The 22442-nt window shown below is 66.9% G+C and carries 23 protein-coding genes; 11 read left to right on the top strand and 12 right to left on the bottom strand.

Annotated elements, in window-relative coordinates:
* Nucleotides 1-12 precede the first annotated feature (12 nt).
* Both C4S70_RS12170 and C4S70_RS12165 read left to right on the top strand, forming a co-directional pair.
* Nucleotides 13-732, top strand: a complete 720-nt coding sequence (locus C4S70_RS12170) for a c-type cytochrome (protein ID WP_104008371.1) — start codon at nt 13-15, stop codon at nt 730-732.
* Between the two features lie 35 nt (nt 733-767).
* On the top strand, nt 768-2030 hold the full coding sequence (locus C4S70_RS12165; RefSeq protein ID WP_104008370.1) for an NAD(P)/FAD-dependent oxidoreductase: 1263 nt from the start codon (nt 768-770) through the stop codon (nt 2028-2030).
* A gap of 51 nt (nt 2031-2081) precedes the next feature.
* On the opposite strand, the gene C4S70_RS12160 is transcribed toward C4S70_RS12165, so the two are convergent.
* Together C4S70_RS12160 and C4S70_RS12155 are read right to left on the bottom strand one after the other, a co-directional pair.
* Complete coding sequence (locus tag C4S70_RS12160) at nt 2082-2552, bottom strand: hotdog family protein (RefSeq protein ID WP_104008369.1); 471 nt, start codon at nt 2550-2552, stop codon at nt 2082-2084.
* Nucleotides 2553-2723: 171 nt separating this feature from the next.
* Nucleotides 2724-4223, bottom strand: a complete 1500-nt coding sequence (locus C4S70_RS12155) for a CoA-acylating methylmalonate-semialdehyde dehydrogenase (protein WP_104008368.1) — start codon at nt 4221-4223, stop codon at nt 2724-2726.
* Nucleotides 4224-4331: 108 nt separating this feature from the next.
* Between C4S70_RS12155 and C4S70_RS12150 the strand changes: the two genes are divergently transcribed.
* The 3 genes from C4S70_RS12150 (at nt 4332) to coaD (ending at nt 6318) form a co-directional block, all read left to right on the top strand.
* Entirely contained in the window at nt 4332-5228 is an 897-nt protein-coding gene (locus C4S70_RS12150) for a LysR family transcriptional regulator (RefSeq protein WP_104008367.1), read from the top strand.
* A 62-nt stretch (nt 5229-5290) separates the two neighbouring features.
* A complete protein-coding gene (locus C4S70_RS12145) occupies nt 5291-5725 on the top strand; it encodes a CBS domain-containing protein (protein ID WP_104008366.1) in 435 nt (144 codons plus the stop codon).
* A gap of 98 nt (nt 5726-5823) precedes the next feature.
* Complete coding sequence (gene coaD, locus C4S70_RS12140) at nt 5824-6318, top strand: pantetheine-phosphate adenylyltransferase (protein WP_104008365.1); 495 nt, start codon at nt 5824-5826, stop codon at nt 6316-6318.
* 253 nt (nt 6319-6571) lie between these two features.
* Here coaD and rpoD read toward each other — a convergent pair whose 3' ends face one another.
* Together rpoD and dnaG are read right to left on the bottom strand one after the other, a co-directional pair.
* A complete protein-coding gene (rpoD, locus tag C4S70_RS12135) occupies nt 6572-8560 on the bottom strand; it encodes an RNA polymerase sigma factor RpoD (protein WP_104008417.1) in 1989 nt (662 codons plus the stop codon).
* 112 nt (nt 8561-8672) lie between these two features.
* Nucleotides 8673-10628: a DNA primase gene (gene dnaG, locus C4S70_RS12130; protein WP_104008364.1), complete on the bottom strand. Its 1956-nt coding sequence runs from the start codon at nt 10626-10628 to the stop codon at nt 8673-8675.
* A gap of 89 nt (nt 10629-10717) precedes the next feature.
* Between dnaG and C4S70_RS12125 the strand changes: the two genes are divergently transcribed.
* The 4 genes from C4S70_RS12125 (at nt 10718) to ubiV (ending at nt 13839) form a co-directional block, all read left to right on the top strand.
* On the top strand, nt 10718-11134 hold the full coding sequence (locus tag C4S70_RS12125) for a secondary thiamine-phosphate synthase enzyme YjbQ (protein ID WP_104008363.1): 417 nt from the start codon (nt 10718-10720) through the stop codon (nt 11132-11134).
* A 72-nt stretch (nt 11135-11206) separates the two neighbouring features.
* The gene (gene ubiT / locus C4S70_RS12120) at nt 11207-11728 is read left to right on the top strand and encodes a ubiquinone anaerobic biosynthesis accessory factor UbiT (protein WP_104008362.1); all 522 of its coding nucleotides are present in this window, start codon (nt 11207-11209) and stop codon (nt 11726-11728) included.
* Nucleotides 11728-12726, top strand: a complete 999-nt coding sequence (gene ubiU / locus C4S70_RS12115; protein WP_104008361.1) for a ubiquinone anaerobic biosynthesis protein UbiU — start codon at nt 11728-11730, stop codon at nt 12724-12726. Before ubiT ends, ubiU begins: the two co-directional genes overlap by 1 nt.
* 201 nt (nt 12727-12927) lie before the next feature.
* The gene (gene ubiV, locus C4S70_RS12110; RefSeq protein WP_104008360.1) at nt 12928-13839 is read left to right on the top strand and encodes a ubiquinone anaerobic biosynthesis protein UbiV; all 912 of its coding nucleotides are present in this window, start codon (nt 12928-12930) and stop codon (nt 13837-13839) included.
* Between the two features lie 232 nt (nt 13840-14071).
* Here the strand turns inward: ubiV and C4S70_RS12105 are convergent, their stop codons facing one another.
* The 4 genes from C4S70_RS12105 to C4S70_RS12090 form a co-directional block, all read right to left on the bottom strand.
* Nucleotides 14072-14338: a DUF6455 family protein gene (locus C4S70_RS12105; protein WP_104008359.1), complete on the bottom strand. Its 267-nt coding sequence runs from the start codon at nt 14336-14338 to the stop codon at nt 14072-14074.
* A gap of 1 nt (nt 14339) precedes the next feature.
* Nucleotides 14340-14612 (bottom strand): DUF6455 family protein, encoded by a 273-nt coding sequence (locus C4S70_RS12100; RefSeq protein WP_268807787.1) that lies wholly within the window; start codon nt 14610-14612, stop codon nt 14340-14342.
* 129 nt (nt 14613-14741) lie between these two features.
* Nucleotides 14742-15110 carry a YigZ family protein gene (locus C4S70_RS12095; protein ID WP_200822760.1) on the bottom strand — a complete coding sequence of 123 codons (369 nt, stop codon included), beginning with the start codon at nt 15108-15110 and terminating at the stop codon, nt 14742-14744.
* Complete coding sequence (locus tag C4S70_RS12090) at nt 15107-15787, bottom strand: M48 family metallopeptidase (RefSeq protein WP_104008357.1); 681 nt, start codon at nt 15785-15787, stop codon at nt 15107-15109. Before C4S70_RS12090 ends, C4S70_RS12095 begins: the two co-directional genes overlap by 4 nt.
* Nucleotides 15788-15903: 116 nt before the next feature.
* On the opposite strand from C4S70_RS12090, the gene C4S70_RS12085 reads away from it, so the two are divergent.
* Nucleotides 15904-16149: a hypothetical protein gene (locus C4S70_RS12085; protein WP_104008356.1), complete on the top strand. Its 246-nt coding sequence runs from the start codon at nt 15904-15906 to the stop codon at nt 16147-16149.
* 15 nt (nt 16150-16164) lie between these two features.
* Here C4S70_RS12085 and C4S70_RS12080 read toward each other — a convergent pair whose 3' ends face one another.
* Together C4S70_RS12080 and rimO are read right to left on the bottom strand one after the other, a co-directional pair.
* Nucleotides 16165-16407: a CDGSH iron-sulfur domain-containing protein gene (locus C4S70_RS12080; RefSeq protein WP_104008355.1), complete on the bottom strand. Its 243-nt coding sequence runs from the start codon at nt 16405-16407 to the stop codon at nt 16165-16167.
* A gap of 95 nt (nt 16408-16502) precedes the next feature.
* A complete protein-coding gene (gene rimO, locus C4S70_RS12075; RefSeq protein ID WP_104008354.1) occupies nt 16503-17891 on the bottom strand; it encodes a 30S ribosomal protein S12 methylthiotransferase RimO in 1389 nt (462 codons plus the stop codon).
* A 117-nt stretch (nt 17892-18008) separates the two neighbouring features.
* Between rimO and C4S70_RS12070 the strand changes: the two genes are divergently transcribed.
* Nucleotides 18009-19970 (top strand): AsmA family protein, encoded by a 1962-nt coding sequence (locus tag C4S70_RS12070; RefSeq protein WP_104008353.1) that lies wholly within the window; start codon nt 18009-18011, stop codon nt 19968-19970.
* 112 nt (nt 19971-20082) lie between these two features.
* Here C4S70_RS12070 and C4S70_RS12065 read toward each other — a convergent pair whose 3' ends face one another.
* Together C4S70_RS12065 and kdsA are read right to left on the bottom strand one after the other, a co-directional pair.
* Nucleotides 20083-21579: a phosphomannomutase/phosphoglucomutase gene (locus C4S70_RS12065; protein ID WP_104008415.1), complete on the bottom strand. Its 1497-nt coding sequence runs from the start codon at nt 21577-21579 to the stop codon at nt 20083-20085.
* 22 nt (nt 21580-21601) lie between these two features.
* The gene (kdsA, locus tag C4S70_RS12060; protein WP_104008352.1) at nt 21602-22435 is read right to left on the bottom strand and encodes a 3-deoxy-8-phosphooctulonate synthase; all 834 of its coding nucleotides are present in this window, start codon (nt 22433-22435) and stop codon (nt 21602-21604) included.
* Between the last annotated feature and the right edge of the window lie 7 nt (nt 22436-22442).

The raw sequence follows: 22442 nt of genomic DNA, 5'->3' as shown, positions 1-22442 counted from the left end.
GGAGGATTTGCCATGCACGCTATTTTTCTTCGGGGGATCCTGGCCGCGTTCGTGGCGTTTTCCGGGTCGGCGGCCACCGGGGCCGCCGCGGACGAGTTGATCGGTGACGCGGAGCGCGGCGCCAAGGTCTTCGAGAAGTGCAAGAGCTGCCATGCGGTCGGGCCGGATGCGCGCCACAAGGTCGGCCCGCATCTGAACGGTGTGTTCGGGCGCAAGGCGGCGGGGCTTGGGGATTTCGACTATTCCAGGGCGATGCGCCGCGCCGGCGCCGATGGGCTGGTCTGGACCATCGAGAAGCTCGAGGCCTATCTGGAGAACCCCAAGGTGCTGGTGACCGGCACCAACATGCGGTTCCGCGGCCTCAAGGACAAGCAGGACCGGCTGGACGTGATGGCCTATCTGCGGCAGTTCTCGGACCGGCCGCGCGACATCCCCGAGGCCGAACCGACCGCGATCACCGAAGAGGTGCGCCTGTCCGACGACATCCTGAATATCGAGGGCGACCCGGACTACGGCGAATACCTGTCAAGCGAGTGCATGACCTGCCACCAGACCGACGGCGACGACGAAGGGATTCCCTCGATCGTCGGCTGGCCGACCGAGGATTTCGTGATCGCCATGCACGCCTACAAGCAGAAGGTGCGCCCGCACCCGGTGATGCAGATGATGGCCGGGCGGCTGGGCAACGAAGAGATAGCCGCCCTGGCGGCGTATTTTTCCGCGCTGAACTAGGTCGGCGCGGATTTTCTTAGGGAGGAGAACTCAAGATGGCACTGAACAGAAGGGCTTTTCTGGGAACGACGGTCGGTCTTGCGGCCAGTTTGAGCGCGCCGATGGTTCTGGGGCAGGGCAAGCCGCGCGTGGTGGTGGTCGGCGGCGGAGCGGGCGGTGCGACGGCGGCGCGCCACATCGCCAAGGGCTCCAAGGGCGCGATCGACGTGACGCTGGTCGAGCCGACGCGGACCTATTACACCTGCTTCTTCTCGAACCTCTACCTGGGCGGGTTCCGCACCCTGGAGAGCATCGCTCACACCTATGGCAAGCTGGCCTCGGACTATGGCATCAACGTGGTGCATGACTGGGCGGTCGGCATTGACCGCGATGCCAAGACGGTCAGCCTGGCCGGCGGCGCCAAGCTCCCCTATGACCGGCTGATCCTGAGTCCCGGCATAGATTTCGTCGATGGCGCCGTGCCAGGCTGGGACGTGACCAAGCAGAACAGGATGCCCCATGCCTACAAGGCCGGGTCGCAGACGGAACTGCTGAAGGCGCAGATCGAGGCGATGCCCGAAGGTGGGGTCTATTGCATGATCGCGCCGCCGAACCCCTATCGCTGTCCGCCGGGGCCGTATGAGCGGGTGTCGATGGTGGCGCATGTGCTGAAGCAGAGGAACCCGACCGCCAAGATCCTGATCGCGGATCCCAAGCCGAAGTTCTCGAAGATGGCGCTGTTCCAGGAAGGCTGGCAGAACCACTATGGCGGCATGATCGAATGGCTTGGCCCCGATTTCGGCGGCGACAAGGTCGAGGTGAACGCCGACGAGATGACCGTGACCATCGACGGCGAGGTCAACAAGGTCGATGTCTGCAACGTGATCCCGGCGATGAAGGCGGGCCGCATCTGCGAGCTGGCTGGCATCAATGACGGCAACTGGGCGCCGGTGACGGGCCACACGATGCAAAGCCGGATCGACGAGAACATTCACGTGCTGGGCGATGCCTGCGCGCAGGGCGACATGCCGAAATCGGGCTTTTCCGCCAACAGCCAGGCCAAGGTGGCGGCAATGGCGATACGCGCGGCGCTGACCGGCACCAAGCAGTTCCCGGCCAAGTTCTCGAACACCTGCTGGTCGCTTCTGGGCACCGACGATGGCGTCAAGGTCGGCGCCACCTACGAGGCCACCGACGAAAAGATCGCCAAGGTGGACGGCTTCATCTCGCAGACCGGAGAGTCCGCCGATCTGCGCAAGGCGACCTACGAGGAGAGCCTCGGCTGGTATGCGGGGATCACCTCGGACATGTTCGGTTGAGCCCGTCGCACAGCCGCGTTTCGGCTCGTCCCACGCCGGGGCGGGCCGGTTTCATGCCGCCGACAGCAGGCGCGGCAATTCCGACCGGGGCAGGCGCATGGTGATCCAGTCGGCCACCAGCGCCGGCGTTCTGGAGCCGCGGATTTCGACGGTCACCTGCCAGTGCAGCCGGGTGGTGCCGGGGGCGGTTTCCTCGCAGCGCATGAGGGCGAAGCGGCCGCGCACCTGAGCGCCTTCGGTCACGGGCGTCACGAACCGCACCCGGTCAAAGCCATAGCTGATCGGAGTTTCGTCCTCTCCCGGCCGCGTCAGTTCTCCCAGCAGCATGCGCGGCAGCAGCGACAGGATCAGCTGTCCCTGCGCCACCTGCGGCCCGTTGCGTTGCGCGGGTGGTTCGCCCAGCGGGGCGTTGCCGGTGAGGCGCGCGAAACCCTCGATCATCTCGCGGGTGATAGTGATCCACGAGGACAGCCCGATCTCATAGCCGACGCTGTCCCTGATATCCTGCATGAAGCCGATCATGCGCTCCCCCCTGTCTGTTTAAGTTCCGCACTGCGGAACATTGTTCTGTAAATGCGAAATTCCCCGGAAAGGGGGGCGTTTGTCAAGGCAACAGCCGACCGGCGGCGGGGGGCATGAAAAAGGGCCCCGGCGCGATTGCCGGGGCCCTGAGTTTCCGAATGGCGGAGTGGATCAGTCCATCGCCTTGAAGTGGAACTCGCCGCCTTCCTTGATGCCGCTGGGCCAGCGTGCGGTGACCGTCTTGGTCCGCGTGTAGAACCGGAACGCATCCGGCCCGTGCTGGTTCAGGTCGCCAAAGGCGGATTTCTTCCAGCCGCCGAAGGTGTGATACGCCAGCGGCACCGGGATCGGCACGTTGATGCCGACCATGCCGATATTGATCCGGTGGGCAAAGTCGCGGGCGGTGTCGCCGTCGCGGGTGAAGATCGCGGTGCCGTTGCCGTATTCGTGATCCATTGCCAGCTTCAGCGCTTCTTCATAGCTGCCCGCGCGAACCGTGCTGAGAACCGGTCCGAAGATCTCGGTCTTGTAGATGTCCATGTCGGGGGTGACATGGTCAAAGAGGTGCGGGCCGACGAAGAACCCGTTCTCATAGCCCTGAAGGGTGAAGTCGCGACCATCGACCACCAGCTTGGCGCCCTGTTCGATGCCTGAATTGACCAGACCCAGCACGCGTTCCTTGGCCTCGCGGGTGACCAGCGGGCCGTAATCCACGTCGTCTCCGGCGGTGTAGGGGCCGATCTTGAGTTTCTCGATCCGCGGCACGAGTTTCTCGATCAGGCGGTCGGCGGTCTCGTCGCCCACCGGAACCGCGACCGAGATCGCCATGCAGCGTTCGCCCGCCGCGCCATAGCCCGCGCCCACCAGCGCATCCGCCGCCTGGTCCATGTCGGCGTCGGGCATGATGATCATGTGGTTCTTGGCGCCGCCGAAACACTGCACCCGCTTGCCTGCGGCGCAGCCGTTGCCATAGATGTATTCGGCGATCGGGGTGGAGCCGACGAAGCCGATCGACTGGATGTCGGGATGGGCGATGATCGCATCCACCGCCTCCTTGTCGCCATTGACCACCTGCAGGATGCCCTTGGGCAGGCCGGCCTCTTCCATCAGTTCGGCCAGCATCAGCGGCACCGAGGGGTCGCGCTCACTGGGTTTCAGGATGAACGCGTTGCCGCAGGCGATGGCGGGGGCGAACATCCACATCGGAATCATGGCGGGAAAGTTGAACGGGGTGATGCCCGCGGTCACGCCCAGCGGCTGGCGCATCGAGTAGATGTCGATGCCGGGGCCGGCGCCGTCGGTGAATTCACCCTTCAGCATCTGCGGGGCGCCTATGCAGTATTCCACCACTTCCAGCCCGCGCTGCACGTCGCCCTTGGCATCCGGCAGGGTCTTGCCGTGCTCGCGAGAGAGCGCCTCGGCCAGCTTGTCCATGTCGCGGTTCAACAGGTCCACGAACTTCATCAGAACGCGGGCGCGGCGCTGCGGGTTGACCGCGGCCCAGCCCGGCTGGGCGTCCTTGGCCACGTCCACGGCAAAGGCCAGTTCCTCGGCATTGGCCAGCGGCACGCGGGCCTGCACCTCGCCCGTGGCGGGGTTGTAGACATCGGCAAAGCGGCCCGACTGTCCCTTGACATGGGCGCCGTTGATGTAATGCGTCAGTTCCTGCATGGGACGACTCCTCCTTCTGGTTCGGGCGAAAGATAGACTTGCAAAATCCCCAAGAACAGGGGCAAGAATTCAAAAAGGTTTTGCAATTTCGCACGGGGGCAAGCGGAAATGGATCCACATTGGGACGACATGCGCGTCTTTCTGGCGGTCGCGCGCGAGGAAAGCCTGTCCGGCGCGGGGCGGCAGCTGAAGCTGGATCCGGCCACGGTGGGCCGCCGTATCGCGCGGCTGGAATCGGACATGGGCGTTCCCTTGTTCGCCAAGTCGCCGCAGGGCTACGCGCTGAGCGCCGCCGGAGAGCGGCTCATGGCCCATGCCGAGGCCGCGGAACAGGCCATGCGCGCGGCCGCGGAGGCGCTGAGCGGCACCAGCGAGACGTTGTCGGGCCAGATCCGCATCGCCGCGCCGGACGGCTGCGCCAATTACCTGCTGCCGCAGGTCTGCGCCCGGATCGGAGAGGCGCATCCCGATCTCGACATCCAGATCGTGGCGCTGACGCGGGTGGTCAATCTCAGCCGGCGCGAGGCCGACATGGCCATCGCCGTCAGCCCGCCCACCGCCGGCAAGCTGCTGGTGCAGAAGATCACCGACTATCACCTGCATCTGGTCGCTTCGCGCCTGTATCTGCGGACCAATCCGCCGCTCGAGACGATCGAGGATCTCAGGGGGCGGCGCATGATCGGCTACATTCCCGACATGATCTTCGATGCCGAACTCGACTATCTGTCCGATCTGGGCATCGAGCGGGTGCCGCTGGCGTCCAACTCGGTGACCGTCCAGCTGCGGTTCGCGGTTCAGGGGGCGGGCCTGTGCGTGGCGCATGATTTCTCTTTGCCCTCGCACCGGCCGCTGCGCAAGGTGCTGGCCGACCGGATCAGCCTGACCCGCAGCTTCTATCTTGTCCGTCATCAGGGGGATCAGCGCAGCGAACGGCTGAACCGGTTCGCCGAGATGCTGTGCGAGGGAATGCGCGCGGAAGTGGCCCGATTGGAAGGGTTGACTTGACAGGCAGTCATATTGCGGCGACGCTTTGAAAAACGAAAGAAAATTTCAGGAGGTGCCGCCCAATGCTGGTTCAACAGATTCTCAATTCGAAACCCGAGCAGAAAGCGGTGACGATTGCGCCCGATGACACGATCAGCGAGGCCGCGCAGCTCATGTCCCGGCATCGCATCGGCGCCGTGGTCGTGTCGAGCGACGGCGAGACGGTCGAGGGCGTCCTGTCCGAACGCGACATCGTGCGCGAACTGGCCCGGTCGGGCGACAGCTGCCTGTCGGGCAAGGTGCGCGATTACATGACCAGGGAGGTCGTGACCTGCGCCAAGGGGGCCTCGGCCGACGAATTGCTGACGCGGATGACCGAAGGCCGGTTCCGCCATCTGCCGGTGGTCGAGGACGGCAAGATGATCGGCGTGATCTCGATCGGCGACGTGGTCAAGGCGCAGCTGACGCAGCTCGAGATGGAAAAGGGCGCGCTGGAGGACATGATCAAGGGCTTCTGAGTCCTTGGTGACGCAGGGGCGTATTTCTACGGCCTTGAAATGGCGGGGCAGTTCTGCTTGCGTGCGCGCGTGGCGCGGACCGCAGGGAGAATGAGAGCATGCGCGTTGGCCTTTATCCGGGCACGTTCGACCCGATTACGCTGGGTCATATCGACATCATCCGCCGGGCGGCGGCGCTGGTGGACAAACTGGTGATCGGGGTGGCGATCAACCGGGACAAGGGGCCGCTGTTCCCGCTGGAGGAGCGCGTGGCGATGATCGAGGCCGAATGCGCCAAGCTGAGCGAGGAGACGGGCACCGAGATCGTCGCGCATCCATTCGAGAACCTGCTGATCGACTGCGCCCATGAGGTGGGCGCGCAGATCATCGTGCGCGGGCTGCGGGCGGTGGCGGATTTCGAGTATGAATTCCAGATGGTGGGCATGAACCGTGCGTTGGACGCGTCCGTCGAGACCGTGTTTCTGATGGCCGACGCCCGCCGGCAGGCGATCGCGTCCAAGCTGGTCAAGGAAATCGCCCGGCTGGGCGGAGACGTGTCGCCCTTTGTGACGCCGCTGGTGAATGACGCGCTGAAGGACAAGTTCGGGCGGTGAAGGCGGTGCTGCTGGCCGGTGTGACGGGCGCAACCCGTTGGCCGGTATCGAATTGGCTGCGCCAATCCGATCCGCCGGGGGGCCAGCCCCCCGGACCCCCCGGAGTATTTGACGCAAGATGAAGGGGCAGGGCGCGCGCGGCCCCGACCGGTGACGGGGCATAAGACAGCGGCGTTCCCGTGCCCGCCCTGCCGGCCAAAGAGTTCGGCCGGCAGGGCCGCATGCGGTTTGGGGTAGCCCTGCCGGACCTGGCTTATTGGTCCAGGAAACTGCGCAGCTTGCGGCTCCGGCTGGGGTGCTTGAGTTTGCGCAGGGCCTTGGCCTCGATCTGGCGGATCCGTTCGCGGGTCACGTTGAACTGCTGGCCGACCTCTTCCAGCGTGTGATCGGTGTTCATGCCGATGCCGAACCGCATCCGCAGCACCCGCTCCTCGCGCGGGGTGAGCGAGGCCAGAACCCGCGTGGTGGTTTCCTTGAGGTTCTCCTGGATCGCCGAATCCAGCGGCAGGATCGCGTTCTTGTCCTCGATGAAATCGCCCAGCTGGCTGTCTTCCTCGTCGCCGATCGGGGTTTCCAGGCTGATCGGCTCCTTGGCGATCTTCATCACCTTGCGGACCTTTTCCAGCGGCATCTGCAGCTTTTCGGCCAGCTCCTCGGGCGTGGGCTCGCGGCCGATCTCGTGCAGCATCTGTCGGCTGGTGCGCACCAGCTTGTTGATCGTCTCGATCATGTGCACGGGGATGCGGATGGTGCGTGCCTGGTCGGCGATCGAGCGGGTGATCGCCTGGCGGATCCACCACGTCGCATAGGTGGAGAACTTGTAGCCGCGGCGGTATTCGAACTTGTCCACCGCCTTCATCAGGCCGATATTGCCTTCCTGGATGAGGTCCAGGAACTGCAGGCCGCGGTTGGTGTATTTCTTGGCGATCGAGATCACCAGCCGAAGGTTGGATTCCACCATCTCCTTCTTGGCCTGGCGCGCCTCCTTCTCGCCCTTCTGGACCTGGGCGACGATGCGGCGGAATTCGCTGATGTCGAGGCCGACATACTGGCCCACCTGCGCCATCTCGGCGCGCAGCTCCTCGGCCTTGTCCGAGAAGCGTTCGATGAACATCTGCCAGCCGCGGCCCGGCTTTTTCGCCATGTCCTCGAGCCAGTTCGGATCCAGCTCGCGCCCGCGATAGGCCTCGATGAACTCGCGACGGTTGATGCGGGCCTGGTCGGCCAGCTTGACCATCCGGCTGTCGATCGACATCACCCTCTTGTTGATGCCGTAAAGCTGGTCGATCAGCGCCTCGATCCGGTTGTTGTGCAGGTGTAGTTCGTTTACCAGCTGCACGATCTCGGCCCGCAGCGCCTGATAGGTGGCCTCGTCCTCTTGGGTGAAGGAACCGTCCTCGTTCAGCGTGGCCGAGATGCGCTTGTCCTGCATCTCCGACAGCATCGCATAGTCGGACGAGATCCGCTCGAGCGTGGCCAGCGCCTTGTCCTTGAGCGCCGCTTCCATCGCCGCGAGCGACATGTTGGCCTGATCCTCGTCGTCATCGTCGTCGTCGCTGACGATCGGGTTGCCATCGGCGTCCAGTTCGGGGCCCTTTTCCTTGGGCTTGGAGCTGGCGGCGACCGCGCCGGGATCCACAACCGGTTCCTCGACCTCGCCGTCCTCGTTCATCTGGCTGCCGAAGGTGGCCTCCAGATCGATCACGTCGCGCAGCAGGATCTCTTCGCTGAGCAGTTCGTCATGCCAGATCGAGATCGCCTGAAAGGTCAGGGGGCTTTCGCACAGCCCCGCGATCATCGTGTTGCGTCCCGCCTCGATCCGCTTGGCGATGGCGATCTCGCCCTCGCGGCTGAGAAGCTCGACGCTGCCCATCTCGCGCAGATACATGCGCACCGGATCGTCGGTGCGGTCGAGCTTTTCGGTCTGCTGGCCGGCGAGCGCGACCTCGCGCGCGTCCTTGGTGGCGACGATGTCGGTCGAACCCTTCTGCTCTTCCTCCTCGGCCTCTTCCTCGTCCTCGATGACGTTGATGCCCATCTCCGACAGCATCGACATCACGTCCTCGATCTGCTCCGAGCTCACCTGATCGGGCGGCAGCACCTGGTTCAGCTTGTCATAGGTGATAAAGCCCTTTTCGCGGGCCTCGGCGATCATCTTCTTGACCGCCGCCTGGCTCATGTCCAGAGAGATCTCCGGCTCCTGGTCTTCGGTCTTGGCGTTGTCGGTGTCCTTCGCGGCCATTCGGTGCTCCTGCAGGGTCGGGTGATTCAGGGTCGGGCGAATCATTAGCGCGATCTGGTGATTCGGCCACCCGTTTACCCGGAAATGTCAGTCTGTTCCTTACGAAAACGCCTCAGCGGCGGGGTTTGGCATAGGTGATGCGGCGCAACAACGCGTCGAAGGCCTCGCGTTCGTGCCGGTTGATTCGCGCTCCATTGTCACCCGTCTCGTATTCCACCTTGTCCTCGGACTGGCTGCGCAGCGCCCGGTTGCGCGCCTCGGCGGCCTGGCTCAGCCGCCATGTCAGCGCCTCGTCGGCCGCGCTGGCCAGATCCTCGGCCGCTTCGGCGATTTCCGCCTCCAGCCCCCGCCGCGCTTCGAGTTTTGCGAGTTCCTCGGCCATCGTCATCCGGGCCAGGTCCACGTCGCCGGGTTTGCGGACGCACGGGCTGATTGCGACATGGCGAAGCGCATGCAGGTTTTCAAGGGTCTCGGGCCCCGCTTCGGCGCGGATTTTTTCGACCAGTGTCGCAGGATCCTCGGCCGCGTGGCGCAGGATCAGGTCGCGCAGCCGGGCGTGGACCGGATCGGCGCAGGTCATCGCCTCCAGCCCCGCCTCGAATTCGGGGATCACCTCCGGCGTGGCCAGCGCGGTGGCCAGGATCACCGCTTCGCGCAGATGGGTTTCTGCTGTCTCCCCCTGCGCCACCAGGATCGAGGAGCGCGCGCCGGGGGTCGGCGCGGCGGGCGGTGTGCGGCCGTGGCCCTTGCGCGCGGGGGCGGATCCGGCGGGACCGGCCCGCGACGACCGGAACAGCTGCCAGCGCAGATCCTTGATTTCCTGTCCGTAATGGGCGCGGATAGACGGATCCCTGATCTGCTTGATCTTCTCGCGCAGCGCCTTGTCCAGAGCGGCCTTGCGCTCGGGGCTGTCGAAGACGCGGCCTTCGGTTTCGCGCCGCCACAACAGCTGCACCATCGGGATCGAGCGGTCCAGCACCTCCTGCACCGCCTTGGCCCCGCGCGCGCGGATCAGATCGTCGGGGTCCATCCCTTCGGGCATCAGGGCAAAGCGCAGCGCGTTCGGCGCCTCCAGCAGCGGCAGGGCCAGATCCATCACCCGCATCGCCGCGGCGATCCCCGCCTTGTCCCCGTCCAACGCGATGATCGGCTCGGGCGCGATCCGCCACAGCATCTGCAGCTGGGTCTCGGTCACTGCCGTGCCCAGCGGCGCCACCGCGGCCTCGAACCCGGCCTGCGACAGCGCGATCACGTCCATGTAGCCTTCGGCCACGATCAGACTGTGCCCCTTGCCCGCGGCCACCCGGGCGGGGCCGTGGTTGAACAACACGCGGCTCTTGTCGAAAAGCTCGGTATCGGGCGAGTTGAGATATTTCGCGTTGTCGCCCGGGTCCAGCGCCCGCCCGCCAAAGGCGATCGCCCGCCCGCGCGGATCCCGGATCGGGAACATGATCCGGTTGCGGAATGTGTCGTAGGGCTCGCGACCCTGGGATGACGGCCGCACCAGCCCCGCTGCCAGCATCAGATCGTCCGGCACGCCCTTGCGGCGCAGGTGTTCGCGCAGGTTCTCCCATCCCGGCGGGGCCAGGCCGATCTCCCACCGCTCCAGCGCATCCTCGCCCAGGCCCCGCCCGGCCAGATAGTCCCGCGCCGCAGCCCCCGCGCCGGTGCGCAGCTGAAGGCGGTAGAACTGCACCGCCTGTTCCATCACTTCGACCAGCTGCGCCCGGCGGTCGGATTTCTGCCGTGCCTGCGGGTCGCGGGCGGGGATGGGCATCCCGGCTTCGCGGGCCAGGATCTCGACCGCTTCCATGAAGCTCACGTTCTCGGTTTCCTGGACAAAGCTGATCGCGTCGCCCTTGGCGTGGCAGCCGAAGCAGTAATAGAAGCCCTTGCGGTCATCGACGTGAAAGCTGGCGGTCTTTTCCTGGTGGAAAGGGCAGGGGGCCCACATGTCGCCCTTGGCCTGGTTGGACTTGCGCGCATCCCACATCACCTTGCGCCCGACCACCTGGGCCAGGCTCGTGCGGCTGCGCAGCTCGTCAAGGAATCCATGCGGGAGGGACATGGCCACACTATCCGCCGATCGGCGGGGCTTGTCCAGCGGGCTGGAGAGCAGGCTGGACAGTGCCCCCGGCCTGCGGCAGGCTGCGGCCCATGCAGACGGAATTCACCATCGCCACGCGCGGCGCGGGGCTCTACGAATTCACATCCGACCTGCGCGGCTGGGTGCGGGGCAGCGGCCTGCGCGAGGGGCTCTTGACGCTGTTCGTCCGGCATACCTCCTGTTCGCTGGTCGTGCAGGAAAACGCCGACCCCGAGGTGCAGACCGACCTGCACGCCTTTTTCCGCCGCCTCGTGCCGCCCAGCACCGATCCCTCCATGTCATATCTGCGGCACACCTATGAGGGCCCCGACGACATGCCCGCCCATATCAAGGCCGCGCTTCTGCCGGTGAGCCTGTCGATTCCGGTCGCGTCAGGCGCGCCGGTGCTGGGCACCTGGCAGGGGATCTACCTGTTCGAGCACCGCGACGCCCCCCATCGCCGGCGGGTGGCCGCGCATCTGGCCTGAAACCGCCGCCCCCGGCGCCGGTCTTGACTATCGTCAATTCAGGGGCACGCGCGCCGTGCTATCGCAGGCCCCATGACCGAGATCGCACATGGCAAGCCTGACGCGACGGGGGCCGGGCCGCTCCGGTTCCTGCCGCCGCCCCCGCTGTTCCTGCTGCAGCCGATCCTCGCCCGCGTGGCTCGTCGCGTGGCCGGGCTGCATCCCAGTCTCTTCGACCGCCTCGGCCCGCACCGGACCGCGTGCTTCGTGATTGACCCGCGCGGGCTGCCCTTCGTGCTGCTGCTGGTGCCGGACCCCGAGAATCTGGTGTTCCGGGCCGAACCGCGCCGGCGCGAGCCGCAGTCGGATGCCCGCATCGCGGGGAATTTCTTCGATCTTCTGGCGCTGGTGGACGGCAACAGCGACGGGGATGCGCTGTTCTTCTCCCGCGATCTCGACATCACCGGCAATACCGAGGCCGTCGTCTGCCTGCGCAACGCGCTGGACGATGTCGAAGGCTCCATTGCCGAAGACGCGGCCGGGCTGTTCGGGGCACCGGGGCGGGCCATCCTGGCCGCCCTGCGCCGGGCAGGGGACCGGCGGGGAGGAAGCTGATGTCGCGTCCCGAGCTTGTCTGCCCCGCCGGAACCCCCGCCGCGCTGCGCACCGCCGTCGATGCCGGCGCGGACGCGGTCTATTGCGGGTTCCAGAACGCCACCAATGCGCGCAATTTTCCGGGGCTGAACTTCACCCCGGACGAGATGGCGCAAGGCGTCGCCTATGCCCACGACCGCGGTGCCAAGGTGCTGCTCGCGGTCAACAGCTTCCCGACCGCGGGTCGGTTCGATCTGTGGCGCGATGCCGTGGATGCCGGGGCTCGCCTCGGCGTGGACGCGGTGATCGTGGCAGATATCGGCGTGGCGGAATATGTGGCGGAACGTCACCCCGACCTGCGCCTGCACCTGTCGGTCCAGGCCGCCGCCTCCAGCCCCGAGGCGATCCGCTACTACGTCCGCGAATTCGGCGTGAAACGGGTGGTGCCGCCGCGCATCCTGACCGTGGCCGAGATCCGCCAGATCAAGAGCGAAATCCCCTGCGAGATCGAAACCTTCGTCTTCGGCAATCACGGGCTTATGGTCGAGGGTCGCTGCTGCCTGACCAACTATGTGACGGGGCTGTCCACCAACATGGACGGCGTCTGTTCGCCCGCAGCCCAGGTGCATTACGACAAGGGCCCCGACGGATCGGTGACCACCCGGCTGGGCGACTTCACCTTCGACTGCTTCGGCCCGGACGAACAGGCCGGCTATCCCACGATCTGCAAGGGCCGCTATACAACGCCCGCCCGCGACGAATCCTATTATGCCTTCGAGGAACCGGTCAGCCTGAACCTCGCCGAACTGCTGCCGCAGTTGATCGAGGCCGGCGTCGAAGCTTTCAAGATCGAAGGCCGGCAGCGCTCGCGCGCCTATGTCCGGCAGGTGGTGTCGAACTTCCGCGCCGCCATCGACCAGGTGCTGGCCGGGCAAGAGCCGCACCTGGACGACCTCGTGGCGCTGACCGAAGGCCAGAAACAGACCGTGGGCGCGTTCGGATCCAAGAAATGGCGATGACGCTGCAACTGATCCTCGCTGCCGATTCCGCCGCCGGGCGGCAACCGGCCCGCCCGTTCCTTCCTCTTGCCGCAAATATCCCGGGGGTCCGGGGGCAGAGCCCCCGGCACCCGCCGCAGACACCATACGGGCGCGGCGCCCGCCCGCGACCCCTCCTCATGCCGTGATCCCCGCCACCACAACCTCACCGGAGCCCCAGACATGACAGGCACGCTCACCCTCGGCCCGATCCTCTACCACTGGGATGCCGACACCAAATGCGACTTCTATGCCCGCATCGCCGACGAATCCCCGGTGGACACCGTCTACCTGGGCGAGGTGATCTGCTCCAAGCGCACCCCCTTCTGCGAACGGCACTTGGCCCGGGTGATCGACCGCCTCGAACGCGGCGGCAAGCGGGTGGTGCTCTCGTCCCTCTCCGAAGTCGTGATCCCCCGCGAACGCAACATGATGCGCGACTTCTGCGCAATCGACAGCCAGGAGATCGAACTGAACAACACCTCCGGCCTCTACCACATCGACGGCCGCCCGCACCGGCTGGGGCCGCTGATGAACGTCTACAACGAACGAACCCTGGGTGGGCTCGCGGCCAGGGGGGCGACGCATGCGACCCTGCCGGTCGAACTGCCCCGGCGCGTGGTCGGGGCCATGGCCGCCGCGGCCCGCGAACGCGGGGTCGGGGTCGAAGTGCAGGTCTTCGGCCGCGCCTCACTCGCCGTCTCGGCGCGCTGCTACCACGCCCGCGCCCATTGCCGGACCAAGGACAACTGCCAGTTCGTCTGCGAGGAAGACCCCGACGGCATGCCCCTGACGACGGTCACAGACCAGAGCTTTCTCGTCGTCAACGGTATCCAGACCCTGTCGCATTCCTATCTCTGCCTCGCCGCGGAGATCGACGAGATGCGCGACATGGGCGTTTCCCATTTCCGCGTGCTGCCGCAGCGGGCGGACATGGTGGCCGTGACGCGGATCTTCGCCGACCGGATCGCGGGCCGCGCGGATGGCGCGGAAACGCTTGCCCGGCTCGAGGAACTGAACCTGCCCGCACCGCTCTCCAACGGCTTCTGGCACGGCGCCGAAGGCCACCGCCATTTCGGCCCCCGCGCCGCCTGACCCGGCCGCCAGAGCAGCCGTCCGCCGGAAGACCCTCCGGCAGGGCAGTGCGCTTTCCGCTCCTTCATCTTGCGAAAAATACTCCGGGGAGCGCGAGGGGCAGAGCCCCTCGCATTTCCTTTGCCCGACGGGCGGCGCCCCTCGACCCGTCCCCGTCGCGCAGACCTCCCCGCACCCGCCCGACGTAGCGCGGGCCGCCCTGCGATCTGCATGTCGGCGCCCCAGGGTCCGCCTATTTCGCCAGTCGGTTCAAATCCTCGGCGATGGCGCAATGCGACGGTGCCTTGTCGCAGCGGCTGGTCTGGGTGGCCAGCCACGCCTCGCACATGACCGCGCACCCCCCCGCGCGGCAGCGGGTTATCATCCTTGCATATTGATCTTCGGTCAATTTTCCTCGCGCGATGCACTCGGACAGGTTCAACCCCATCACACGCGCCACCGACCGCGCGAGCCAGAAATGCCGCGAAAGATCCCCAAGCCGATCGGGCGATCCGTCCAACTCATGCCTCCTGCAACCGCGCGACCCGGCCGCGCATGCTCAGGATCCGGGCAGCGTTCGGACAGGCCTCGGGCGGATGTTCCGCGGTCTCGTGCTTGTTCAGCCAGTCCTCGCACCCCTCCCAGCCGCAGCGGCGACAGGTCTGAACCATGTCGGCCCACGCCCGCTGGCTCAGCGCGCCCGCCGCCCGCGCGGTCTCGGGATCCACACCCACCGCGCGCGCCATGCAGGACACCAGCCGAAAATGAGTCATGAGGTGTCCCAAAGGTTTCATAAGTCTCCTCCGCAACCGGGGCCGCGGGCAACCCGCAGGCCCGGCCATCTTTGCCACGGCGGCCCCGAAATCCCGTGGATGGCCGTGAAAACAGCATAGCCGACCGGGAATGTCCGGCCTTGATGCAGGTCAAGACCCGACAGACCCGGTGGCCTCCAGATAGGCCCGCACGCAGTCCTGCACCCGCCGGAACCGGTCGCCGCCAAGTTTCTTGCCGCCGTACCAGCGGGTTACGATGACAACGTGATCCGTGACACCGGCGCGTTCCAGCATCCGCAGGATCACCATCCCCGCGCCGCTTTCTCCGTCATCGGCCTTGAGCGCGCCGGTCGGCAGCACCGCCGCCCAAGTATTGTGAGTCGCCCGGGCATAGGCGCGATCGGCCTTGAGTTCGGCCAGCACCGCGTCGACTTCGGCCCGCGACGTGACCGGCGCGCCGCTCACCGCATAGCGCGAACCGCGATCGGTCAGGATCACGCCCAGCCGGGTCAGGCTCATGCCCCGGCCCCCAGCCGCCGCAGCGTGTCCCGCACCGCGTGGATGCGCGCGGCATTGGGCGGATGCGTGCCCAGGAACCGGTCGCCGGGATCGGGCAGGCGGCTGAAATAGGCCGCGCCCCTCAGAGGGTCATAGCCCGCGCGCAGCGCGATCACCGTGCCCAGCCGGTCGGCCTCCAGCTCGTAATCCTTGGAATAGACCCGCGCTCCGATCTCGGCCCCGATCTGCCGGGCATTGGCCACCTCGGCCGGACCGGCGCCCGCGCGCACCGCCATGTCGGCAAGGATCTCCGCCCCGGCCACGGCGTTGCGCTCCTGCCGGGCAAGGTGGCCTAGGATGTGGTGGGCCATCTCGTGCCCCAGCACAAAGGCCATTTCGTCCGGCGACCGCGCATCCAGGATCATCGCCACGGTAAAGATGATCACCGGCTGCCCGAACTCGTTGACCGTCTGAAAGGCATTGGGCGGCTCGCGCGGATCGGTATCGACCTCGATGACGAAGTTGCAGTTCAACCCGACGGTCAGGCGGCGGCACTCGCTTTCGGCGACGGGTTCGACCCGGCCGACCACCTCGACAAAGCTGCGCGCGGCGCGCTGGATCTCGGGGTCCACCGGGGCGACCGGCGCCGTGCAGGCGGCAAGGCCCAGGGCCAGCAACAGCAGGAAAAGGCGGAGCATTCTGGTTCGGTCCGGTTCAGCGGTCTTGGTCGGCGCACCCTATCACAGCCCCCGTCCGCCGCCAGCCCCCATGGCCAGCCCTTGCAAACCGCCGAGGCGCGGGGCAGTCTGAGCCCATGTTCAGCATCGAGCACGAATTCGACGCCACCGTGATCGTCTTGATGGACGAGGGCGAACCGCCGCTTCAGGAAGACGTGATCATCAACAGTTTCGCGGAGTGCGTGACGATCGAACAATACGATCCGCGCACCGACACCGTGCAGAAGATCACCCTGTCGGCGAACCAGCTGCGCGATCTCGCCGCCGCGCTGGACCTGCCCGAAGGCATCTACCAGCTGCGCGAAACCCCGCCCGGCAAATAGCGGGCAGGGCGCGCCTTACAGTTTGTTGTGGCTGCCGTCGCAGAGCGGCTTCTTGGCCGACTGCTTGCAGCCGCAGAAGAACACCTTCTTGCTGGCCTCGGCGGTGTATTTCACCGGGCTGAAGCCGGTATCCTTGTGCGACCCGTCGCAAAAGGGCTGTTTCTGCGACCGCCCGCAGGCGCACCAGAAATAGGTCTTGCCTTCCTCGACCTCGACCGGAAACGGCCCCTTTTGCGCGATGATGGGGGTGTCGGTCATGCGCGTTGTCCTCCCTTGCGTGAATCACCGCCGGCCATGCTGTGACGGAGCCTGTCGCGCGTCAATGGGACGATCCACACAACCCTTGTGCCGCCTCAAACACGCCGCCCCCAAAGATCGTATTCCCCGGCTTCGTCCACCTCGACGGTGACGATGTCGCCCGGTTTCAGGTCCTCGAACCCCTCGTCGAGAAAGAGGTTTCCGTCGATTTCGGGCGCATCGGCCGTGGTGCGGCAGGTGGCGGCCTCGTCGTCCACCTCGTCCACGATCACCTGCATCCGCCGTCCCACCTTGGCCGCCAGCTTCGCCTCGGAAATCGCCTGCGCCTTTTCCATGAAGCGCTCCCAGCGTTCCTGCTTGACCTCTTCGGGCACGTGATCGGGCAGGGCGTTCGACCGCGCGCCTTCGACGTTTTCGTATTTGAAGCAGCCGACCCGATCCAGCTGCGCCTCGTCCAGCCAGTCCAGCAGGGTCTGGAACTCGGCCTCGGTCTCGCCCGGATAGCCGACGATGAAGGTGGAGCGCAGCGTCAGGTCGGGACAGGCGGCGCGCCAGGCGGCGATCTCGTCCAGCGTCCTGGCCGCCGCCGCGGGGCGGGCCATGCGCTTCAGCGTGTCGGGGTGGGCGTGCTGAAAGGGGATGTCCAGATACGGCAGCACGCCGCTGCCCGCATCCGCCATCAGCGGGATCAGCTCGCGCACATGCGGATAGGGATAGACGTAATGCAGCCGCACCCAGGCGCCCAACTGCCCCAGCTCGCGTGCCAGATCGGTGATGTGGTTGCGCAGCTCGCGCCCCTTCCAGGGCACGGTGTCATGCCTGCGATCCAGCCCATAGGCGCTGGTGTCCTGGCTGATCACCAGCAATTCGCGGACGCCGCCATCCACCAGCTTCTCGGCCTCGCGCAGCACCGCATGCGCGGGTCGCGACACCAGCCGCCCGCGCATGTCGGGGATGATGCAGAACTTGCACTTGTGGTTGCAACCCTCTGAAATCTTGAGATAGCTGTAGTGCCTGGGCGTCAGCTTCACTCCCGCCGCCGGCATCAGGTCGATGAACGGGTGCGGGTCGGGTGGCACGGCCTGATGCACCGCGTCCAGCACCTGTTCGTACTGGTGCGGGCCGGTCACCGCCAGGATGCGCGGGTGATGCTCGCGGATATAGTCCGGCTCGGCGCCCAGACAGCCGGTGACGATCACGCGGCCGTTCTCGGTCAACGCTTCGCCGATCGCCTCAAGGCTTTCGGCCTTGGCGCTGTCCAGAAACCCGCAGGTGTTCACGATCACCGCGTCCGCGCCGGCATAGTCGGGCGAGATGCCATAGCCCTCGGCCCGCAGCCGGGTCAGGATGCGCTCGCTGTCCACCAGCGCCTTGGGGCAGCCCAGCGACACCATGCCAATGGTGGGCTGGCCCGGGCGGGGGGCATCGGACAGGCGGGCAGCGGGAGCGATGTCGGGGCGCAGGTCGGGCGGGTTCGTGCTCATGGGCCGCATATAGCGGGCTGATCGCGCGGTGCAAGCCCCCGCCGCGGCGCGTTATCCGATTGCGAAGCCGCCCGCCCGGTGCCATTTTCCTACCGAAACCGGAATGGGGCTTGTGCCATGTGGTTGATCCGATTGATCGGGGCCGTGCTTGTCGTGATTGCGCTGGTCGTGGTCGGGCTGCTGTTGCTGCCGGGCGACCGTGTGGCCGCTCTTGTCGCCGACCAGGTCGAGGCGCGCACCGGCCGCAAGCTGGAATTTTCCGAGGGGGTCAAGATCACGCTCTGGCCGGTGCTGGGGGTGCGGACCGGGCCGGTGCGGCTGGGCAATCCCGATTGGGCGGGCCCCGAGCCGATGCTGACCGCCGATGCCCTGACGGTGGCGGTGTCCGCGCCGGATCTCTTGCGCGGCGAAATCCATGTGCGCGAAGTGACCCTGCGCAACCCCGACCTGCGGCTCAAGCTGGGCGCGGACGGGCGCGGCAACTGGGAACTTTCGGGCGGTTCCGCGTCCGACACGGTCGCCACGGGGCAGGGGGGCGGTCAGACGGCGGGGGCGGGCGAAACGCCGCTGACCCTGAACCGGCTGCGGCTGACCGGCGCGCGGCTCAGCTACGAATCGCCGGGCGCCGCTCCCGTCGAGCTTCTGGCCGATGAATTGTCCCTTGACTGGCCGGACGCGGCCGGGCCGATGCGTCTGGCCGCCCGGATCCGCCCCTTCGGCGACCCGCTGGACGTCACCGCGACCATCGCGCGCCCCGACGCCCTGCTGGCGGGTGAGGTGGCGTCGGTGCAGGCCCGCCTCGTGGCGCCCGGCGGCTCGGCCACTTTTGACGGCCAGGCAAGCACCGCCGGCGCCGCCGCGGGTCATGCCGAGGTGATGGCCGAGGACACCGCGCGCCTGCTGGCGGCGCTGGGCCAGCCCGACGCCGCCCCGCCGCAGGGCATGGGCCGCAAGGCGCGGATCTCCGCCGACATCACATGGACGGCGGACGGACGGCTTTCCCTGCGCAACCTGGGCCTGGACCTTGACGACAACCGACTGACGGGCGAGGCGGATGTCGTTCTGGGCCAGCCTGCCAATGTGGTTGCCCACCTGGCCGCCGACACGCTCGACCTGACTCCGATCGGCGCCGGCGCCGATGCGGGTGCCGGCGGCGCGTCGGGTGCCGGCGCCGGGACAAACGGCTGGCCGAAGGATCCGATCGACGCAAGCGCCCTGCGCCTCGTCAACGGCACGATCCGGCTGACCGCGAACCGCGTTTTGACACCGGTCGCGCCGCTCTCCGGCCTCGACGCCACGATCCGCATCGACCGCGCGCGCGCCGTGGTGACGGTGCAGCCGCTGTCGGTCTTCGCCGGCACGGTGCAGGGCGAATTCGTCGCCAACGGCCGCAGCGGCCTGTCGGTGGCGGCGCGCGCCCGGATGGACGGGATCGAGCTGCAGGACGCCCTGGCCCGGCTCGCCGGAGTCAAGCGGCTCTCGGGCAAGGCCTCGGGACAGATCGACGTGCTGGGGGTCGGCAATTCGGTCGATGCGATCATGCGCTCGCTGAAGGGGCAGGGGCAGATCGGCACCGGGCGCGGCGTGATCTCTGGCATCGACCTCGACCGGCTTCTGCGCAGCGGCACCGGAACCGGGGGCACCACCGTCTTCGACAGCCTCACCGCCACCTTCACGATCCGCGACGGGGATCTCTTCAACGACGACCTGAAACTCAAGCTGTCCCGCATCACCGCCCAGGGCGCCGGCCGGATCGGCCTGGGCCGCCGCGACATCGACTACCTGTTCACGCCCGTCGCGGTGAAACAGGGCGGCGACAGGCAACTGGCGATCTCGGTGCGCATCAAGGGTCCGTGGGACGACCCGGCGATCAAGCCCGACCTCAGCGCCGCGCTCGATGCCGAAATCAAGGCGAAACAGGACGAACTGGAACGCAAGGCCAGGGAAAAGGCGCTGGAAAAGCTCGGCCGGGAACTCGACACCCCTGTCCAGACACCGCAGGACGCAGAAAAGGCGCTCAAGGACAAGCTCGAAAAGGAGGCAAAGAAGGGCCTGCTCAAACTGCTCGGCCAGGATTGAACCGCGCCGGCCGGCAGGCCCCCGTTCCTTCCTCTTGCTCCAAATATCCCCGCCGGAGGCAACGCGCGCATCGCGCGCGTTTCGGGGCGCGCGCCCCTCGGCGCGACCCGCCTCAGATCGTCTGGTCGTAGTCCCCCACCGCCGGCTCGGTGCGGATCACCGCGTCGATATCGGCGAATATCGCACGCATTTCGGCTTCGCTTTCGGGGCTTTCGCACACCACCACCAGGTTCGGCGTGTTGCTGGATGCCCGCACCAGCCCCCAGCCGCCATTGTCCAGGATCACCCGGGCGCCGTTCACCGTGACCACCTCGGCGATCTGCCGCCCGGCGATGGTGCCGCCGTCCTCGGCCATCTTCACCAGCCGGGCCACGATCCGCTCCAGCACCTGGTATTTCTCGGTATCGGCGCACCAGGGCGACATGGTGGGCGTGGACCAGGTCCGCGGCAGCGCGCGGCGCAGATCCGACATCGACTTGTCGGGGTTGCGGTCCAGCATCTTGCAGATCTCGACCGCGACCCGCATCCCGTCGTCATAGCCACGCCCGATCTCGCCCGACAGGAAATAGTGGCCCGACTTTTCGAACCCCGCCAGCGCGCCGAGCTCCTTCACCCGCCGCTTCATGTGGCTGTGGCCGGTCTTCCAGTAATCCGCCCTGATCCCGTGGCGCTGCAATTCCGGGTCGCTGGCGAACAGACCCGTCGATTTCACATCCGCCACGAAGGTCGCGCCCGGATAAATCTTCGCCAGGTCGCGCGCCATGATGACGCCCACCTTGTCGGCAAAGATCTCCTCGCCCTCGTCGTCCACCACGCCGCAGCGGTCGCCGTCTCCGTCGAAGCCCAGCGCCAGATCCGCGCCGCTGGCCTTTACCGCAGCGGCCATGTCATGCAGCATTTCCATGGCCTCGGGGTTTGGGTTGTAGTGGGGGAAGGTATAGTCGAGCTCGTTGTGGCCGGGCACCACCTCGACCCCGATCCGGCGGAACAGATCGGGCGCAAAGGCGCCTGCGGTGCCGTTGCCGGTGGCGCAGACCACCTTCAGCGGCCGGGTCATGCGGAAATCGCCCGCCAGATCGTCCAGATAGGCCTCCCGCACGCCCTCCACGAATTCATAGGCCCCGCCCGGGCGCGGCTCGAAATCGCCGGTCAGCACGATGTCGCGCAGCTCGGCCATCTCGTCGGGGCCGTGGGTCAGCGGGCGTTCGAACCCCATCTTGACCCCGGTCCAGCCATTGGGGTTGTGGCTGGCCGTCACCATCGCCACCGCCGGCACGTCAAGGTGGAACTGGGCGAAATAGGCCATCGGGCTCAGCGCGGGGCCGATGTCCATGACCCGGATGCCCGCCTGCATGAGGCCGAGGATCAGCGCGTTCTTGATCGCCAGCGAATAGTCGCGATAGTCGTTGCCCACGGCGATCACCGGCTCGATCCCGCGCCGCCGCATCTGCGTGCCCAGCCCCAGCCCCAACGCGGTCATGCCGGGCAGGTTGATCTCCTCCGGATAGCGCCAGCGCGCGTCGTATTCGCGAAATCCGGTCGGAGCGATCATCGGGTCGCGCAGAAATTCCCAGGTGTTCGGGGTCACCTCGGCGGCAGGTTTCTTCATTTCAAAATCCGTGTGTTGCAGGTCAAAGATCAATCGGATCGGCCTTGGCCAGCCGATCGAAATCCATCAGCGTCTCAACCAGTCGATCCATCCTGTCCAGGGGGATCATGTTCGGCCCGTCCGAGGGCGCGGTGTCGGGGGCTTCGTGGGTTTCAATGAACACCGCCGCCACGCCCACTGCCACCGCGGCGCGGGCCATGACGGGGGCGAACTCGCGCTGCCCGCCCGACGATCCGCCCTGTCCCCCCGGCTGCTGCACCGAATGGGTGGCGTCCATCACCACCGGATAGCCGGTGCGCGCCATGATCGGCAGCGACCGCATGTCCGCCACCAGCGTGTTGTAGCCAAAGGACACGCCGCGTTCGGTCAGCAGGATGCGGTCGTTGCCGGTGCTCTCGATCTTGGCGACCACGTTCACCATGTCCCAGGGGGCGAGGAACTGGCCCTTTTTCACGTTGATCGCCGCGCCGGTTTCCCCGGCGGCCAGCAGCAGGTCGGTCTGCCGGCACAGAAAGGCCGGGATCTGAAGGATGTCCACCGCCTGCGCCGCCGGGGCGCATTGTTCGGCGGTGTGCACGTCGGTCAGAACCGGCACGCCGAGCCCGGACCGGATGTCGGACAGGATCTTCAGCCCCGCCTCCATCCCCAGCCCGCGCCTGCCCGACAGGCTGGTGCGGTTGGCCTTGTCATAGCTGGCCTTGAACACGTATTGCGCGCCGGCCGCGTCGCAGATCTCCTTCATGCGGCCGGCGATCATCTGCGCGTGATCGGCGCTTTCCAGCTGGCAGGGCCCCGCGATCACGGTCAACGGGCGACCGTTGCCGATGCTCAGGCCGGCGACAGAGACAGTCTTCATGGCGGTC

Source organism: Jhaorihella thermophila (genome assembly GCF_900108275.1).
In the GTDB taxonomy this organism is placed as follows: Bacteria; Pseudomonadota; Alphaproteobacteria; order Rhodobacterales; family Rhodobacteraceae; genus Jhaorihella; species Jhaorihella thermophila.
This window is presented reverse-complemented; position numbering and strand designations above follow the sequence as displayed.